The sequence below is a fragment of the Arenimonas aestuarii genome (assembly GCF_054781715.1).
Genome location: NZ_BAAGTW010000003.1, coordinates 1 through 15,902, shown reverse-complemented (window position 1 = coordinate 15,902; position 15,902 = coordinate 1). Strand labels below are relative to the sequence as shown.

13 protein-coding genes and 1 tRNA gene are annotated in these 15,902 nt (G+C 65.0%); all 14 read right to left on the bottom strand.

Going from position 1 to position 15,902, the window contains the following annotated elements; genetic code table 11:
• A partial coding sequence (locus ACYVJH_RS00735; RefSeq protein WP_460452767.1) for a GTP-binding protein occupies window positions 1–129 on the bottom strand: 129 nt, incomplete at its 3' end.
• Window positions 130–183: 54 nt separating this feature from the next.
• Window positions 184–2,280, bottom strand: coding sequence for an elongation factor G (gene fusA, locus ACYVJH_RS00730; protein ID WP_460452765.1), 2,097 nt, complete (start codon window positions 2,278–2,280; stop codon window positions 184–186).
• A 69-nt stretch (window positions 2,281–2,349) separates the two neighbouring features.
• A complete protein-coding gene (rpsG, locus tag ACYVJH_RS00725; protein ID WP_188665804.1) occupies window positions 2,350–2,817 on the bottom strand; it encodes a 30S ribosomal protein S7 in 468 nt (155 codons plus the stop codon).
• 57 nt (window positions 2,818–2,874) lie between these two features.
• Window positions 2,875–3,249 carry a 30S ribosomal protein S12 gene (gene rpsL / locus ACYVJH_RS00720; RefSeq protein WP_034223951.1) on the bottom strand — a complete coding sequence of 125 codons (375 nt, stop codon included), beginning with the start codon at window positions 3,247–3,249 and terminating at the stop codon, window positions 2,875–2,877.
• Window positions 3,250–3,456: 207 nt separating this feature from the next.
• Window positions 3,457–7,665, bottom strand: coding sequence for a DNA-directed RNA polymerase subunit beta' (rpoC, locus tag ACYVJH_RS00715; protein ID WP_460452764.1), 4,209 nt, complete (start codon window positions 7,663–7,665; stop codon window positions 3,457–3,459).
• A 25-nt stretch (window positions 7,666–7,690) separates the two neighbouring features.
• The gene (gene rpoB, locus ACYVJH_RS00710; protein WP_460452763.1) at window positions 7,691–11,842 is read right to left on the bottom strand and encodes a DNA-directed RNA polymerase subunit beta; all 4,152 of its coding nucleotides are present in this window, start codon (window positions 11,840–11,842) and stop codon (window positions 7,691–7,693) included.
• A gap of 231 nt (window positions 11,843–12,073) precedes the next feature.
• Window positions 12,074–12,442, bottom strand: a complete 369-nt coding sequence (gene rplL, locus ACYVJH_RS00705; RefSeq protein WP_188665816.1) for a 50S ribosomal protein L7/L12 — start codon at window positions 12,440–12,442, stop codon at window positions 12,074–12,076.
• Between the two features lie 59 nt (window positions 12,443–12,501).
• Window positions 12,502–13,029 carry a 50S ribosomal protein L10 gene (rplJ, locus tag ACYVJH_RS00700; RefSeq protein ID WP_460452762.1) on the bottom strand — a complete coding sequence of 176 codons (528 nt, stop codon included), beginning with the start codon at window positions 13,027–13,029 and terminating at the stop codon, window positions 12,502–12,504.
• 336 nt (window positions 13,030–13,365) lie between these two features.
• Window positions 13,366–14,070 (bottom strand): 50S ribosomal protein L1, encoded by a 705-nt coding sequence (gene rplA / locus ACYVJH_RS00695; RefSeq protein WP_460452761.1) that lies wholly within the window; start codon window positions 14,068–14,070, stop codon window positions 13,366–13,368.
• A 3-nt stretch (window positions 14,071–14,073) separates the two neighbouring features.
• A complete protein-coding gene (gene rplK, locus ACYVJH_RS00690) occupies window positions 14,074–14,502 on the bottom strand; it encodes a 50S ribosomal protein L11 (RefSeq protein WP_188665825.1) in 429 nt (142 codons plus the stop codon).
• A 92-nt stretch (window positions 14,503–14,594) separates the two neighbouring features.
• Window positions 14,595–15,155: a transcription termination/antitermination protein NusG gene (nusG, locus tag ACYVJH_RS00685; RefSeq protein WP_460452760.1), complete on the bottom strand. Its 561-nt coding sequence runs from the start codon at window positions 15,153–15,155 to the stop codon at window positions 14,595–14,597.
• 12 nt (window positions 15,156–15,167) lie between these two features.
• Window positions 15,168–15,548, bottom strand: coding sequence for a preprotein translocase subunit SecE (gene secE / locus ACYVJH_RS00680; RefSeq protein ID WP_460452759.1), 381 nt, complete (start codon window positions 15,546–15,548; stop codon window positions 15,168–15,170).
• Window positions 15,549–15,612: 64 nt separating this feature from the next.
• Window positions 15,613–15,688, bottom strand: a tRNA-Trp gene (locus tag ACYVJH_RS00675).
• 87 nt (window positions 15,689–15,775) lie between these two features.
• Window positions 15,776–15,902 (bottom strand): EF-Tu C-terminal domain-related protein (locus ACYVJH_RS00670; protein WP_460452766.1); only part of this gene is annotated, 127 nt, incomplete at its 5' end.

Here is a 15,902-nt window from a genome sequence, read left to right as displayed (position 1 = left end):
TTCGCCGCCGAAACGCTCGGCGCCCACCTTCGTCAGCGCCGCCGTCAGCGTCGTCTTGCCGTGGTCAACGTGACCGATGGTGCCCACGTTCACGTGGGGCTTGGTGCGCTCAAACTTACCCTTGGACATTTTCTGTCGCCTCTAATCTGGAAACTGGATACTGGATTCGGAGTGCTTGCTGGATCAGGACTTCTTGACGACCTGCTCGGCGATGTTGGCCGGAGCCTCGGCGTAGTGGTCGAATTCCATCGTGAAGGTGGCGCGACCCTGGGTCATGGAACGCATCGAGGTCGCGTAGCCGAACATTTCGCCCAGCGGCACCATCGCGTTGATGACCTTGCCCGACGGGGTGTCGTCCGAGCCCTGCAGGATGCCGCGACGACGACTAAGGTCGCCCATCACGTCGCCCATGTAGTCCTCGGGGGTGACGACCTCGACCTTCATGATCGGCTCGAGCAGGACCGGATTGGCCTTCTGGAAGCCTTCCTTGAACGCCATCGAGCCGGCGACCTTGAACGCCATTTCGTTGGAGTCGACGTCATGGAAGGAACCGTCCACGGCGCGGACCTTGATGTCCACCACCGGGAAGCCGGCCATGATGCCGTTCTTCATCGCTTCTTCGATGCCCTTGCCGGACGCCGTCACGTATTCCTTGGGAACCACGCCGCCGACGATGGCGTTCTCGAACGAGAAGCCGACGCCGCGTTCCTGCGGCTCCATCTCGATGACGATGTGGCCGTACTGGCCGCGACCACCGGACTGGCGCACGAACTTGCCTTCCTGCTTGACCGCCTTGCGGATGGTCTCGCGGTAGGCGACCTGCGGCTTGCCGACGTTGGCCTCGACGTTGAACTCGCGCTTCATGCGGTCAACGATGATGTCCAGGTGCAGCTCGCCCATGCCGGAGATGATGGTCTGGCCGGACTCTTCGTCGGTGCGCACGCGGAAGGACGGATCCTCCTGCGCCAGGCGACCGAGCGCGATGCCCATCTTTTCCTGGTCGGACTTGGTCTTGGGTTCGACGGCCATCGAGATGACCGGCTCCGGGAAGGTCATGCGCTCGAGCACGATCGGGTTGTCCTGGGCGCACAGGGTGTCACCGGTGGTGACGTCCTTGAGGCCCACGGCCGCGGCGATGTCGCCCGCCAGCACTTCCTTGATCTCGTCGCGCTGGTTGGAGTGCATCTGCAGCAGGCGGCCGATGCGCTCCTTCTTGCCCTTGACCGAGTTGTACACCTGGTCGCCGGCGTTGAGCGTACCGGAGTACACGCGGAAGAAGGTCAGCGAACCCACGAACGGGTCGGTCATGATCTTGAACGCCAGCGCCGAGAACGGCGCCTTGTCGCTCGACTCGCGGGTCAGTTCCTTGGTCTCGTCGTCCACGTCCACGCCACGGACCGACGGCACGTCGACCGGGGACGGGAGCAGCGCGATGACGCCGTCGAGCATGGCCTGCACGCCCTTGTTCTTGAAGGCGCTGCCGCAGTACATCGGGACGATTTCGGTGGCGAGCGTGCGCACGCGCAGGCCCTCGAGCACGTCGGCTTCGGAAAGCTCGCCGCTCTCGAGGTACTTCTCCATCAGCTCTTCGCTGGCCTCGGCGGCCGACTCGACCATGTAGGCGCGCGCTTCGTTGCAGACCTGGACCAGGTCGGCCGGGATCTCGCGGTATTCGAAGTTCAGGCCCTGGCTGGCGGTATCCCAGTGGATGGCCTTCATCTTGACCAGGTCGACCACGCCCTCGAAGCCTTCCTCGGCACCGATCGGCACCTGCATCGGAACCGGGGCGGCGCCCAGGCGGGCCTTGAGCTGGTCGCGGACCTTGAAGAAATTGGCGCCGGTGCGGTCCATCTTGTTGACGAACGCAATGCGCGGCACGCGGTACTTGTTGGCCTGGCGCCACACGGTCTCGGACTGCGGCTGCACGCCACCGACGGCGCACAGCACGAACACCGCGCCGTCGAGCACGCGCAGCGAACGCTCGACTTCGATGGTGAAGTCGACGTGCCCGGGGGTGTCGATGATGTTGAAGCGGTGTTCCGGGAAGGTCTTGTCCATGCCCTGCCAGAAGGCAGTGGTGGCGGCCGACTGGATCGTGATGCCACGCTCCTGCTCCTGCTCCATCCAGTCCATCGTCGCGGCGCCGTCGTGGACTTCGCCGATCTTGTGGCTCTTACCGGTGTAGAACAGGATGCGTTCGGACGTGGTGGTCTTGCCGGCATCGATGTGGGCCATGATGCCGAAGTTGCGGTAGCGCTCGATGGGAGTAGTGCGTGCCACGGGAATTCCTTAGTTGGATAGCCGCCCGGCGCGTGGCGCCAGGGCGGCGTGGTCTCGGACCGGCAGGGGTTACCAGCGGTAGTGCGAGAAGGCCTTGTTGGCTTCGGCCATGCGGTGCGTTTCTTCGCGCTTCTTGACGGCGCCACCGCGGCTTTCACTGGCTTCGAGCAACTCGGCGGCCAGCTTGCGCGGCATGGTGTTCTCGCCGCGCTTGCGCGCCGACTCGATCACCCAACGCATCGCCAGCGCCGTGCGGCGCGAGGTACGCACTTCGACCGGGACCTGGTAGGTCGCGCCGCCGACGCGGCGGGACTTGACCTCGACCGCCGGGGCGACGTTGGCCAGGGCCTTTTCGACCAGGCCAAGGGCGTCGGAGTTCTTTTCGCCGATGACGTCCATGGCGCCGTAGACGATCTTCTCGGCGATCGACTTCTTGCCGGACTTCATGACCATGTTGATGAAGCGCGCGATGACTTCGCTTCCGTGCTTCGGATCCGGGAGGATCGAACGGGTACCGGGAGAACCTTTACGGGACATGATGCTTGCCTAATATTCTGGTGTTCGGGTGGCGAACGCTGCGGGATTGCCGCGCGATCAGGACTTCGGACGCTTGGCGCCGTACTTCGAACGCGCCTGGCGACGCTTGGCGACACCGGCGGCGTCGAGCGAGCCGCGCACGGTGTGGTAGCGCACGCCGGGCAGGTCCTTGACGCGACCGCCGCGGATCAGGACCACGGAGTGCTCCTGAAGGTTGTGGCCTTCGCCGCCGATGTACGAGATGACCTCGAAACCGTTGGTCAGACGCACCTTGGCCACCTTGCGGAGGGCCGAGTTGGGCTTCTTCGGGGTCGTGGTGTACACACGGGTGCACACGCCACGACGCTGCGGGCAGTTGGCCAGCGCCGGAGAGGCGCTCTTGTAGGTATTGGGCTGGCGCGGCTTGCGCACGAGCTGGTTGATCGTCGCCATTCGTTCGGGATCCTGGATGAAAAGCAAGGCGGGCCGGAAACCGGCCCACCGAGAAGCGGAAGTTTACTTCGCGTTAAACACGCCTGTCAACGAGCGACAGGTCGCGTCATTCGGGTTTCCATCGTCCTTGAACCGGACACGAGGGGACGTCCTGTCCCCTCTTTCCGGATGTGGGCGAGCCATCGGCGGGCTCGCCAGCGCACTAGGTCAGCCGTCTGAACCGGCTTCTTCGGTAGTCTCATTGGCCGGAGATACGGCCCGCAAGGTCTCCAGATCGGAATCGGACAATTCGGGGGTAGCCGCGAGGCGCCGCTTGTTGTGGTACGCCAGGCCGGTACCCGCCGGGATAAGGCGGCCGACGATAACGTTTTCCTTCAGGCCCCGCAAGCTGTCGCGGGTGCCGCGGACGGCCGCCTCGGTCAGCACGCGGGTGGTTTCCTGGAAGGACGCCGCCGAGATGAACGACTCGGTCGCCAGCGAGGCCTTGGTGATGCCCAGCAGGACCGGGTCGTAGCGCGCCGGCAGCTCGTTCTTGGTCAATGCCTTGGCATTGTCCTCGACGACCCGGATGCGCTCGGCCTGCTCGCCCGCCATGAAGCGGCTGTCGCCGGCGTCGGTGATCTCGACCTTGCGCAGCATCTGGCGAATGATCGTCTCGATGTGCTTGTCGTTGATCTTCACGCCCTGCAGCCGGTAGACGTCCTGGATTTCCTTGACCAGGTAGGCCGCCAGCGGCTCGACGCCGAGCAGGCGCAGGATGTCCTGCGGGTTCGGCTCGCCGTCCACCACGGTTTCGCCCTTGGCGATGTGCTCGCCCTCGTAGACGATGACCTGGCGGTACTTCGGGATGAGCTCTTCGTGCTCGTTGCCGTCGGCATCCTTGATGATCAGGCGCTGCTTGCCCTTGGTGTCCTTGCCGAAGCTGATGATGCCGGACACTTCCGCCAGGACGGCCGGATCCTTGGGCTTGCGGGCCTCGAACAGGTCGGCCACGCGCGGCAGACCGCCGGTGATGTCGCGGGTCTTGGACGCTTCCTGCGGCACCTTGGTCACCACGTCACCCACGCCGACGGCGGCGCCGTCCTGCAGGTTGACGACCGAGCGCGGCGGCAGCAGGTACTGCGCCGGAAGGTCGGTGCCCGGGATGTTGAGGTCGTTGCCCTTGGCATCGAGGATCCGCACGATCGGGCGCAGGTCCTTGCCAGCCGAGCCACGGCGCTTGGGATCGGTGATCTCGCGCGACGCCAGGCCGGTCAGGTCGTCGGTCTTCTCGATGACGGTGACGCCGTCGACGAAGTCCACGAAGCGCACGTAACCCGCCACTTCCGACACGATCGGGTGGTTATGCGGGTCCCAGTTGGCCACGGTCTTGCCGGCCTTGACCTCGTCGCCGTCCTTGACGTTGATGACCGCGCCGTACGGGAGCTTGTAGCGCTCGCGCTCGCGGCCGTGGTTGTCCAGGACGGACAGTTCGCCCGAGCGGGACACCGCGACCAGGTGGCCGTTGGCGTGCTGCACGTGCTTGAGGTTGTTGAACTTGATCGAACCGGTGGTCTTGACCGTGATGTTGTCCACGGCCGCCGCACGCGAAGCCGCGCCGCCGATGTGGAAGGTACGCATGGTCAGCTGGGTGCCGGGCTCGCCGATCGACTGCGCCGCGACGACGCCGACGGCCTCGCCGAGGTTGACGATGTGGCCACGGGCCAGGTCGCGGCCGTAGCAGTGGGCGCAGATGCCGAAGGTGCTGTCGCAGGTAATCGCGGAGCGGACCTTGATCGACTGCACGCCGGCGACTTCCAGCTTGTCCACCCAGGCTTCGTCGAGCAGCGTGTTGCGGGTGACGATCGGATCCTCGTCGTTGCCCGGCAGGTACACGTCGTCGGCCACGATGCGACCCAGCACGCGGTCGCGCAGCGGCTCGACCACGTCGCCGCCTTCGACGATCGGGGTCATGGTGAGGCCGTTGCTGGTGCCGCAATCGGGCTCGGTGACCACCACGTCCTGGGCCACGTCGACGAGGCGACGGGTCAGGTAACCGGAGTTGGCGGTCTTGAGCGCGGTATCGGCCAGGCCCTTACGTGCACCGTGGGTCGAGATGAAGTACTGAAGCACGTTCAGGCCTTCGCGGAAGTTCGCGGTGATCGGCGTCTCGATGATCGAGCCATCGGGACGGGCCATCAGGCCGCGCATACCCGCCAGCTGGCGGATCTGCGCCTGCGAACCACGGGCGCCGGAGTCGGCCATGATGTAGACCGAGTTCATCGACTTCTGGTCGATGGTCTCGCCCTTGGCGTTGGTCACCTTCTCGGTGCCGATCGCTTCCATCATGGCCTTGGCCACGCGCTCATTGGTGCGCGACCAGATGTCGACGACCTTGTTGTAGCGTTCGCCGGCGGTCACCAGGCCGCTCTGGTACTGCTCCTGGATCTCGAGGACCTCGGACTCGGCCTCGCCCAGGATGCCCTTCTTCTCGTCCGGGATGATCATGTCGTCGATGCCGATCGACACGCCCGCCTTGGTGGCGAAGGAGAAGCCGGTGTACATCAGCTTGTCGGCGAAGATGACCGTGTGCTTGAGGCCCAGCATGCGGTAGCACGAGTTGATCAGTCGGCTGATGGCCTTCTTGTTCAGCTCGGTGTTGGCCAGCGAGAACGGCAGGCCGTCGGGCAGGATCTCGGCCAGCAGCGCGCGGCCGATGGTGGTCTCGACGATGGACGACTTCATGGCGCGGTCGCCGTTCTCGTCGATTTCCTCGCGCTTGAGGCGCACCTTCACCTTGGCGTGCAGCTCGACGACGCGGTTGTCGTAGGCGCGCTTCACCTCGGCGACGTTGGCGAACACCATGCCCTCGCCTTTCTTGTTCTCCAGCGCGCGGGTCATGTAGTACAGGCCCAGGACGACGTCCTGGGTCGGCACGATGATCGGCTCGCCGTTGGCGGGCGACAGGATGTTGTTCGACGACATCATCAGGGCACGGGCTTCCAGCTGGGCCTCGAGGCTCAGCGGGACGTGCACGGCCATCTGGTCACCGTCGAAGTCGGCGTTGAACGCGGTGCAGACCAGCGGATGCAGCTGGATGGCCTTGCCCTCGATCAGCACCGGCTCGAACGCCTGGATGCCCAGGCGATGCAGGGTCGGGGCGCGGTTGAGCATGACCGGGTGTTCGCGGATCACCTCTTCCAGGATGTCCCAGACCTCGGCCGATTCACGCTCGACCAGCTTCTTGGCGGCCTTGATGGTGGTGGCCAGGCCACGGCGCTGCAGCTTGGCGAAGATGAAGGGCTTGAACAGCTCAAGCGCCATCTTCTTGGGCAGGCCGCACTCGTGCAGGCGCAGGGTCGGGCCGACCACGATGACCGAACGGCCGGAGTAGTCGACGCGCTTGCCCAGCAAGTTCTGGCGGAAGCGACCCTGCTTGCCCTTGATCATGTCGGCGAGCGACTTGAGCGGGCGCTTGTTGGTGCCGGTGATGGCGCGGCCGCGGCGGCCGTTGTCCATCAGGGCGTCAACCGATTCCTGCAGCATGCGCTTCTCGTTGCGCACGATGATGTCGGGCGCGTTGAGCTCGAGCAGGCGCTTGAGGCGGTTGTTGCGGTTGATGACGCGGCGGTAGAGGTCGTTGAGATCGGAGGTCGCGAAGCGGCCACCGTCCAGCGGCACCAGCGGACGCAGGTCCGGCGGCAGCACCGGCAGCACCGTCATCACCATCCACTCGGGGCGGTTGCCCGACTCGAGGAAGGCTTCCATCAGCTTGATGCGCTTGGTGAGGCGCTTGAGCTTGGTCTCGGAATTGGTGGCGGCGATCTCTTCCCGCAGGCGCAGCAGCTCGGAGTTGAGGTCGATCGTGCGCAGCAGGTGGTAAACGGCCTCGGCGCCCATCAGGGCATCGAAGTCGTCGCCGTGCTCCTGGCGCGCGGTCAGGAAGGCCTCTTCGTTGAGCAGCTGGCCACGCTCGAGCGTGGTCAGGCCCGGCTCGATGACCACGTAGGCCTCGAAGTACAGGATGCGCTCGATGTCACGCAGGGTCATGTCCAGCATCAGGCCGATGCGCGAGGGCAGCGACTTGAGGAACCAGATATGCGCGGTCGGGCTGGCCAGTTCGATGTGGCCCATGCGCTCGCGACGGACCTTGGCCAGGGTGACCTCGGTGCCGCACTTTTCGCAGACCACGCCGCGGTGCTTCATGCGCTTGTACTTGCCGCACAGGCACTCGTAGTCCTTGATCGGACCAAAGATGGCGGCGCAGAACAGGCCGTCGCGCTCGGGCTTGAACGTGCGGTAGTTGATGGTTTCCGGCTTCTTGACCTCGCCGAAGGACCAGCTGCGGATCAGGTCCGGCGAAGCCAGGCCGATCTTGATGCCGTCGAAATCCAGCGACTGACGCTGCTGGTTGAACAGATTAAGTAGATCTTTCATTTGATTCTCCTGTTCCAGCGCCGGATCACTGTTCTTCCAGTTCAATGTTGATGGCGAGGGAGCGAATCTCCTTCACCAGCACATTGAACGATTCCGGCATGCCGGCCGTCATTTCATGCTCGCCATCGACGATGTTCTTGTACATCTGGTTGCGGCCCTGCACGTCGTCGGACTTCACCGTCAGCATTTCCTGCAGGGTGTAGGCCGCGCCGTAGGCTTCCAGCGCCCAGACTTCCATTTCGCCGAAGCGCTGGCCGCCGAACTGCGCCTTGCCGCCCAGCGGCTGCTGGGTGACGAGCGAGTACGGACCGGTCGAACGCGCGTGCATCTTGTCGTCGACAAGATGGTTGAGCTTGAGCATGTGCATGTAGCCGACGGTGACCGGGCGGTCGAACGCCTCGCCGGTGCGGCCGTCGTGGAGGATGGTCTGGCCCGATTCGGGCAGGTCCGCCAGTTTCAGCATCGACTTGATCTCGGCTTCGGTCGCACCGTCGAACACCGGGGTGGCCATCGGCACGCCGTCCACCAGGTTGCGGGCCATGCCCAGCAGTTCGGCGTCGCTGAACTGCGAGAGCTCGACGCGCTCGGCGACGATCTTCTTGTCGTGGTTGTAGATCTGGTCGAGGAACTTGCGCAGGTCCGCGACCTTCTCCTGGGCCTCGAGCATGCGCTGGATCTTCTGGCCCAGGCCCTTGGCGGCCCAGCCCAGGTGGACTTCCAGCACCTGGCCGATGTTCATTCGGCTCGGCACGCCCAGCGGGTTGAGAACGATGTCCACGGTCTGGCCGTCGGCCATGTAGGGCATGTCCTGCACCGGCACGATGGTCGAGACGACACCCTTGTTGCCGTGTCGGCCGGCCATCTTGTCGCCCGGCTGGATGCGGCGCTTAACGGCCAGGAAGACCTTGACCATCTTGAGCACGCCCGGGGCGAGGTCGTCGCCCTGGGTGATCTTGCCGCGCTTGTCCTGGAACCGCTTCTCGAATTCCTTCTCGTGCTCCTCGACCTGGCGCTGGGCGCGTTCGATCAGCTCGACGGCGTCCTCGTCCTTCATGCGGATCGCGAACCAGTCGTCCTTCTTCAGGCCGTCGAGGTACTCGCCGGTGATGGCGGTGCCCTTCTTAAGGCCTTCCGGGCCGCCGTTGGCGACCTTGCCGATCAGCTGCGAACGCAGGCGGGCGTAAATGGCGCCCTCCAGGATGCGGAACTGGTCGTCGAAGTCCTTCTTGACGCGCTTGATCTCGGATTCCTCGATCTGGCGGGCGCGCTTGTCCTTCTCGATGCCGTCGCGGGTGAAGACCTGCACGTCGATGACGGTGCCGTCCATGCCCGGGGGCACGCGCAGCGAGCTGTCCTTAACATCGGAGGCCTTCTCGCCGAAGATCGCGCGAAGCAGCTTCTCTTCCGGGGTCAGCTGGCTCTCGCCCTTGGGCGTGACCTTGCCGACCATGATGTCGCCGGCGCGCACTTCGGCGCCGATGTACACCACGCCCGACTCGTCCAGGCGGCCCAGGGCCTGCTCGGACACGTTCGGGATGTCGGCGGTGATTTCCTCCGGTCCGAGCTTGGTGTCGCGGGCGACGCAGGTCAGCTCTTCGATGTGGATCGTGGTGTAACGATCCTCCTCGACCACGCGCTCGGAGAGCAGGATCGAGTCCTCGAAGTTGTAGCCGTTCCACGGCATGAACGCGACCAGCATGTTCTGGCCCAGGGCCAGCTCGCCGATGTCGGTGGAGGGGCCGTCAGCCAGGACGTCGCCGCGGGCGACCCGGTCACCGACGTTCACCAGCGGACGCTGGTTGATGCAGGTGTTCTGGTTCGAGCGGGTGTACTTGACCAGCGTGTAGATGTCGACGCCGGCGTCGTTGCCCTGGATCTCGTCCTCGTTGGCGCGCACCACGATGCGGCCGGCATCGACCTGGTCGATGACGCCGCCGCGTACGGCGTTGACGGTGACGCCCGAGTCACGCGCCACGGCGCGTTCGATGCCCGTGCCGACCAGCGGCTTCTGGGCACGCAGGGTCGGGACGGCCTGGCGCTGCATGTTCGCACCCATCAGGGCGCGGTTGGCGTCGTCGTGCTCGATGAAGGGAACCAGCGCGGCCGCGACCGACACCGACTGCATTGGCGAGACGTCCATGTACTGGATCTCGCTCGGCGGCTTGAGCAGGGTCTCGGCCTGGAAGCGGCAGGGCACGAACGGGGCCTGGAAGCTGCCGTCCTTGTTCAGTTCGGCGTTGGCCTGGGCGATCGCGTACTCGTGTTCCTCGATGGCCGACAGGAATTCGACCTGGTCGGTCACCTTGCCGTCCACGACCTTGCGGTACGGGGTCTCGAGGAAACCGTACTTGTTGGAACGGGCGTACACGGCCAGCGAGTTGATCAGGCCGATGTTCGGGCCTTCCGGGGTTTCGATGGTGCAGACGCGGCCGTAATGGGTCGGATGCACGTCGCGCACTTCGAAGCCGGCGCGCTCGCGGGTCAGGCCGCCCGGACCAAGGGCCGACACGCGGCGCTTGTGGGTGACTTCCGAGAGCGGGTTGTTCTGGTCCATGAATTGCGACAGCTGCGAGGAACCGAAGAACTCCTTGATCGCGGCGGCCACCGGCTTGGCGTTGATCAGGTCCTGCGGCGTCAGGCCGTCGGACTCGGCCAGCGACAGGCGCTCCTTGACGGCGCGCTCGACGCGCACCAGGCCGACGCGGAAGACGTTCTCGGCCATTTCGCCGACCGAACGCACGCGGCGGTTGCCCAGGTGGTCGATGTCATCGACGGTGCCACGGCCATTGCGGATCTCGGTGAGGGTCTTGATGACCTCGAGGATGTCCGACGTACCGCCGAGTTCGGCGACCAGCGACTTGGCCATCTCGTCGTTGCGCTCGCCGAAGTACTTGGAGTCGTACAGCACCGAAGCGCCGGTGGTTTCCTTGCGGCCCACGCGGCGGTTGAACTTCATGCGGCCGACGCCGGAAAGGTCGTAGCGCTCGAAGGTGAAGAACAGGTTGTAGAACAGGTTCTGCGCGGCGTCCTTGGTGGGCGGCTCGCCCGGGCGCATCATGCGGTAGATCTCGACCAGGGCTTCGAGCTGGGTCTTGGTCGGATCGATGCGCAGGGTGTTGGAGATGTACGGGCCGCGATCGAGGTCGTTCACCCACAGGGTGCCGATGGTGTCGATGCCGGCCTTGCGCAGCTTCTCGACGTTGGCCTCGTTGAGCTCCTCGTTGGCCACGGCCAGCACTTCGCCCGACGTGGTGTCGATGACGTCGTGCGACAGGATGCGGCCGTAGAGGTATTCGTCGGGCACGGCCAGGGTGTCGACCTTGGCCTGCTCGAGCTGCTTCACGTGGCGCGCGGTGATGCGCTTGCCGGCCTCGACGATCACCTTGCCACCGACGATCAGGTCGAAGTTCAGGGTCTCACCACGCAGGCGCTCGGCGACCAGCTCCAGCTCCACGCCGTCCTTCTTGGCGATGTGGAAGGTGTTGATCTCGAAGAACTGCTCGAGCATTTCTTCGTTGTTGTAGCCCAGGGCGCGCAGCAGGATGGTGACCGGCAGCTTGCGGCGACGGTCGATGCGGGTGAACACCGCATCCTTCGGGTCGAACTCGAAGTCCAGCCAGGAACCGCGGTAGGGAATGATGCGGGCCGAGTACAGCAGCTTGCCCGAGCTGTGGGTCTTGCCGCGGTCATGGTCGAAGAACACGCCCGGCGAACGGTGCAGCTGCGAGACGATGACGCGCTCGGTGCCGTTGACGATGAAGGTGCCGTTGTCGGTCATCAGGGGCAGTTCGCCCATGTAGACCTCCTGCTCCTTGACGTACTTGATGGCCTTGGTCGACGACTCGCGGTCGTAGATGACCAGGCGCACGGTCACGCGCAGCGGGGCGCCGTAGGTGAGGCCACGGTTGCGGCACTCGCGCTCGTCGAACGGGGGCTCGCCAAGCTTGTAGCTGACGTACTCCAGGGCGGCATTGCCGGAGTAGCTGCTGATCGGGAACACCGACTTGAGGGCGGCGTGCAGGCCGCGCTCCTCGCGCTTGTCGCCACTGGCGCCTTCCTGCAGGAACTCGCGGTACGAGTCCATCTGGATGGCCAGCAGGTAGGGCACCTCAAGGACCTGCCGGCGCTTGCCGAAGTCCTTGCGGATTCGCTTCTTTTCGGTGAAGGAGTACGTCATGGTGTGCTACCGCCTCGGGTATCTGTGGCCCGCGCGTCCGCGGGCCGGGGGGAACTTCAAACTGACAGTGGGAAGTCGCTGGTATTGCCGGCACCAGCACGCCTTCTCCCGCTACTTCCGACTGTCAACTCGCGTTTTTTTCACGGCCGTTGCAGGAACGGCCAAAGGCCGGGGGCTTTCGCCCCCAGCCTCAGGTGGTCGCCGATGTAGCGCGGCGACGCAATGAAGCGCTTACTTGAGTTCGACCGTGGCGCCGGCCGCCTCGAGGTCCTTCTTGAACTTCTCGGCTTCGTCCTTCGACGCGCCTTCCTTGACGACGCCAGTGGCCTCGACGAGGTCCTTGGCTTCCTTCAGGCCCAGGCCGGTGATGGCGCGGACGGCCTTGATGACCTCGACCTTCTTGTCGCCGGCAGCCTTCAGGATGACGTTGAACTCGGTCTGCTCTTCGGCGGCAGCGGCCGGGCCGGCAGCAGCAGCAACGGCAACCGGGGCGGCGGCGGAAACGCCGAACTTCTCTTCGATGGCCTTGACCAGCTCCATCACTTCCATCAGGGACTTGGCCGCGATGGCCTCGACGATCTGCTCGTTGGAAAGGGACATTGTGTTTACCTCTGGAAAATTGTTACTGGATGGTTTGATGTGTCGAACAAATGCGTCGCTCAGGCGGTTTCGGCCTGGGCCTCGGCCGGAGCCTCGGCGCCGCCTTCCTTCTCGCCAACGGCCTTGACGGCACGGGCGAACATGGTGGCGGGCTCGGCCAGGACGCGGGCAAGCATGCCCAGGGCCTGTTCGAGCGTCGGCAGCGAAGCCAGGACTTCCACGTGGCTGGCCGGATACAGCTGGCCACCGACGGAAACGACCTTGGCCTGCAGCTTGTCGTTGCCCTTGGCGAACTCCTTGATCAGGCGACCGGCAGCGCCGGGCTCCTCGGTCGAGAACGCGTAAAGCAGCGGGCCCACCAGCGCGTCCTTGACGCACTCGTAGTCCGTGCCTTCGACGGCGCGCGCAGCCAGCGTGTTCTTGACTACCTTGAGGTAGACGCCGGTTTCACGAGCCTTCTTGCGCATCTCGGTCATCTTTTCGACCGTGATGCCCGCGTACTCAGCCGCGATCAGGGAGTGCGCCTTGGCGGCGACTTCTGCAAGTTCGGCGACAACTACTTGCTTTTGGGACAGATTGAGAGCCATTGCACTCCTCCAATTGGACTCCACCCGTGGCTCCAGCCACTGGTGGTCTTGGGCGGCGCCGTTCCATCGGCGCCGGGGACGCGGGTGCGTCCCGGTGGTGGCCTTTCCAGATTTCTCCAGGAGGCGGCACCATCTACGCAGGCCCGGCTTCATTGGAAGCGCGGATTAAGCGGACCCGCTTGTGGCGACGGCGATTCCTTGCCTTTCGTGCATCCCTGCCCGACGTCGTCACGCGCTGACCGCACCTGCGGTCTTTGATGGCTCCGTCGCGAACGCGATCACGACGGTGCCTTCAAAACTTTCCGTCCGGGTCGCGACCCGGACGGCTTGAAACGATTACTTGGCGACCGACAGGCTGGCCTGGTCGATGACCACGCCCACGCCCATGGTCGAGCTGAGCGAGACCTTCTGCAGGTACTGGCCCTTGGCGGCGGCCGGCTTGGCCTTCACCAGGTCGCCCAGCAGGGCGTTGAGGTTGGACTTGAGCGCCTCGGCGTCGAAGTCGGCCTTGCCGATCGTGCAGTGGATGATGCCGGCCTTGTCGGTGCGGTAACGCACCTGGCCCGCCTTGGCGTTGCGCACGGCGCCCGCGGCGTCCGGCGACACGGTGCCAACCTTGGGGTTGGGCATCAGGCCGCGCGGGCCCAGCACCTGGCCGAGCTTGCCGACCACGCGCATGGCGTCCGGGGTGGCGATGACGACGTCATAGTTGATGTCGCCGGCCAGCATCTTGTCGGCCAGGTCGTCCATGCCGACCACGTCGGCACCCGCGGCCAGGGCCTCGTCGGCCTTGGCGCCGGCCGGGCAGAACACCGCCACGCGCACGGACTTGCCGGTACCGGCCGGCAGCACGGTGGAACCGCGCACCTGCTGGTCGGACTTCTTGGCATCCACGCCGAGGCGCACGGAGACGTCCACGGACTCGACGAACTTGGTCTTCGAGTTGGACTGGATGAGCTTGAGGGCTTCGTCGATCGCGTACGGCTTGCCGGCCACGACCTGGGACTGAAGAGCCTTGTAACGCTTGGAAATCTTAGCCATGTCTTAGCCCTCCACCACGAGACCCATGCTACGGGCGCTACCAGCAATGGTGCGCACCGCGGCGTCGAGCGAAGCAGCCGTCAGATCGGCTTCCTTCGCCTTCACGATGTCTTCGAGCTGCTTGCGCGTGACCTTGCCCACCTTCTCGGTGTTCGGGCGCTTGGAGCCCGAGGTCAGGCCAGCGGCCTTCTTGAGCAGCACGGTGGCCGGGGTGCTCTTGGTGATGAAGGTGAAGGTACGGTCCGAGTACGCGGTGATGATCACCGGGGTCGGCAGGCCGGGCTCGAGCTTGGAGGTGGCGGCGTTGAACGCCTTGCAGAACTCCATGATGTTCAGGCCGCGCTGACCCAGCGCAGGACCCACGGGCGGCGAGGGGTTGGCCTGGCCGGCCTTCACCTGCAGCTTGATGTAACCAACTACTTTCTTAGCCATTGTCTTGTCTCCGGGTGCAAGCGCCTGTTGTCAGGCTCCCCATCGTGCCGGGTGGGGTTCGTGCCCCGGCTTCACGTTGTTGCCTTTTCGCGTCAGGCCTTTTCGACCTGGCCGAACTCCAGCTCCACCGGGGTGGACCGGCCGAAGATCGACACCGCCACGCGCAGGCGGCTCTTTTCGTAATTGACTTCCTCGACCACGCCGTTGAAGTCGTTGAACGGGCCTTCCGTGACCCGGACCATCTCGCCCGGCTCGAACAGCACCTTGGGCTTGGGCTTGTCGACGCCGTCCTGGACCCGGCGAAGGATGATGTCCGCCTCGTGGTCCTGGATCGGCAGCGGCCGTTCCGCGGTGCCGCCGATGAAACCCATGACCTTCGGGGTTTCCTTGATCAGGTGCCAGGACTCGTCGTCGATGCGCGGGATGCCGGCGTCGTCGGTGGTCTCGATCTGCACGAGCACGTAGCCCGGGAAGAACTTGCGCTCGGACTTGCGCTTCTGGCCACCACGCATCTCGACCACTTCCTCGGTCGGGACCAGCACCTGGCCGAACTTTTCCTGCATCTCGGCGCGCGCGATGCGCGAATCAAGCGCGCGCTGCACCTGGTGCTCGAAGCCCGAATAGGCGTGGACGACATACCAACGCTTGGCCACGTATATAACTCCTTATTGACCCAGCAAAAGGCGGATCAGCCACGAAATCACCATATCGAAGCCCGAAAGGATCAGGGCGACGATGACAACCACCACCAGGACCATGCCGGTGGTGCGGGTGGTCTCCTGCCGCGTCGGCCAGACCACCTTGCGAAGCTCGAACATCGACTCGGAAAGGAACTCCCGCGCCTCATGCCCCTTGGCCGTGAAGGCCATGACGGCGACCGCGCCGGCCACGCCGGCGGCGATCAGCAGTCCGCGCAGGGGACCCGGCCACTGCCCGAAGTAATAGAAGGCGTAGAAACTGGCGACCAGGACCGCCGCGGCCAGGACGTACTTGGCGACATCGGCGGCACTTGCCGACTGCTGGGATTGTTCGACCTTCGTGTTCATTCGACTCTTGCCCGGCCGGGGCCGGTTGGTGGCGGTGGCCCCCGGGGGGACCGCTGCCTGCGGGTGGCGCGCCAGGTAGGACTCGAACCTACAACCTGCGGTTTTGGAGACCGCTGCTCTGCCAGTTGAGCTACTGACGCATTGGCATCTCTAAACGGGCGATGGCGGACCGCTTCCGGCCCGCCATTCCCGATACCCGACCGGCCGAAGCCGACCGGGCAATGGGCTTACTTGATGATCTTCGCAACCACGCCGGCGCCGACGGTGCGGCCGCCCTCGCGGATCGCGAAACGCAGGCCTTCGTCCATCGCGATCGGGGCGATCAGGGTGACCACCATCTTCACGTTGTCGCCC

Bases quoted from the DNA above. Each gene is read 5' to 3' on its own strand.
- rpsG (WP_188665804.1), bottom strand. From the start codon at position 2,817: ATGTCCCGTAAAGGTTCTCCCGGTACCCGTTCGATCCTCCCGGATCCG.
- rpsL (WP_034223951.1), bottom strand. From the start codon at position 3,249: ATGGCGACGATCAACCAGCTCGTGCGCAAGCCGCGCCAGCCCAATACC.
- rpoC (WP_460452764.1), bottom strand. From the start codon at position 7,665: ATGAAAGATCTACTTAATCTGTTCAACCAGCAGCGTCAGTCGCTGGAT.
- rpoB (WP_460452763.1), bottom strand. From the start codon at position 11,842: ATGACGTACTCCTTCACCGAAAAGAAGCGAATCCGCAAGGACTTCGGC.
- rplL (WP_188665816.1), bottom strand. From the start codon at position 12,442: ATGTCCCTTTCCAACGAGCAGATCGTCGAGGCCATCGCGGCCAAGTCC.
- rplJ (WP_460452762.1), bottom strand. From the start codon at position 13,029: ATGGCTCTCAATCTGTCCCAAAAGCAAGTAGTTGTCGCCGAACTTGCA.
- rplA (WP_460452761.1), bottom strand. From the start codon at position 14,070: ATGGCTAAGATTTCCAAGCGTTACAAGGCTCTTCAGTCCCAGGTCGTG.
- rplK (WP_188665825.1), bottom strand. From the start codon at position 14,502: ATGGCTAAGAAAGTAGTTGGTTACATCAAGCTGCAGGTGAAGGCCGGC.
- secE (WP_460452759.1), bottom strand. From the start codon at position 15,548: ATGAACACGAAGGTCGAACAATCCCAGCAGTCGGCAAGTGCCGCCGAT.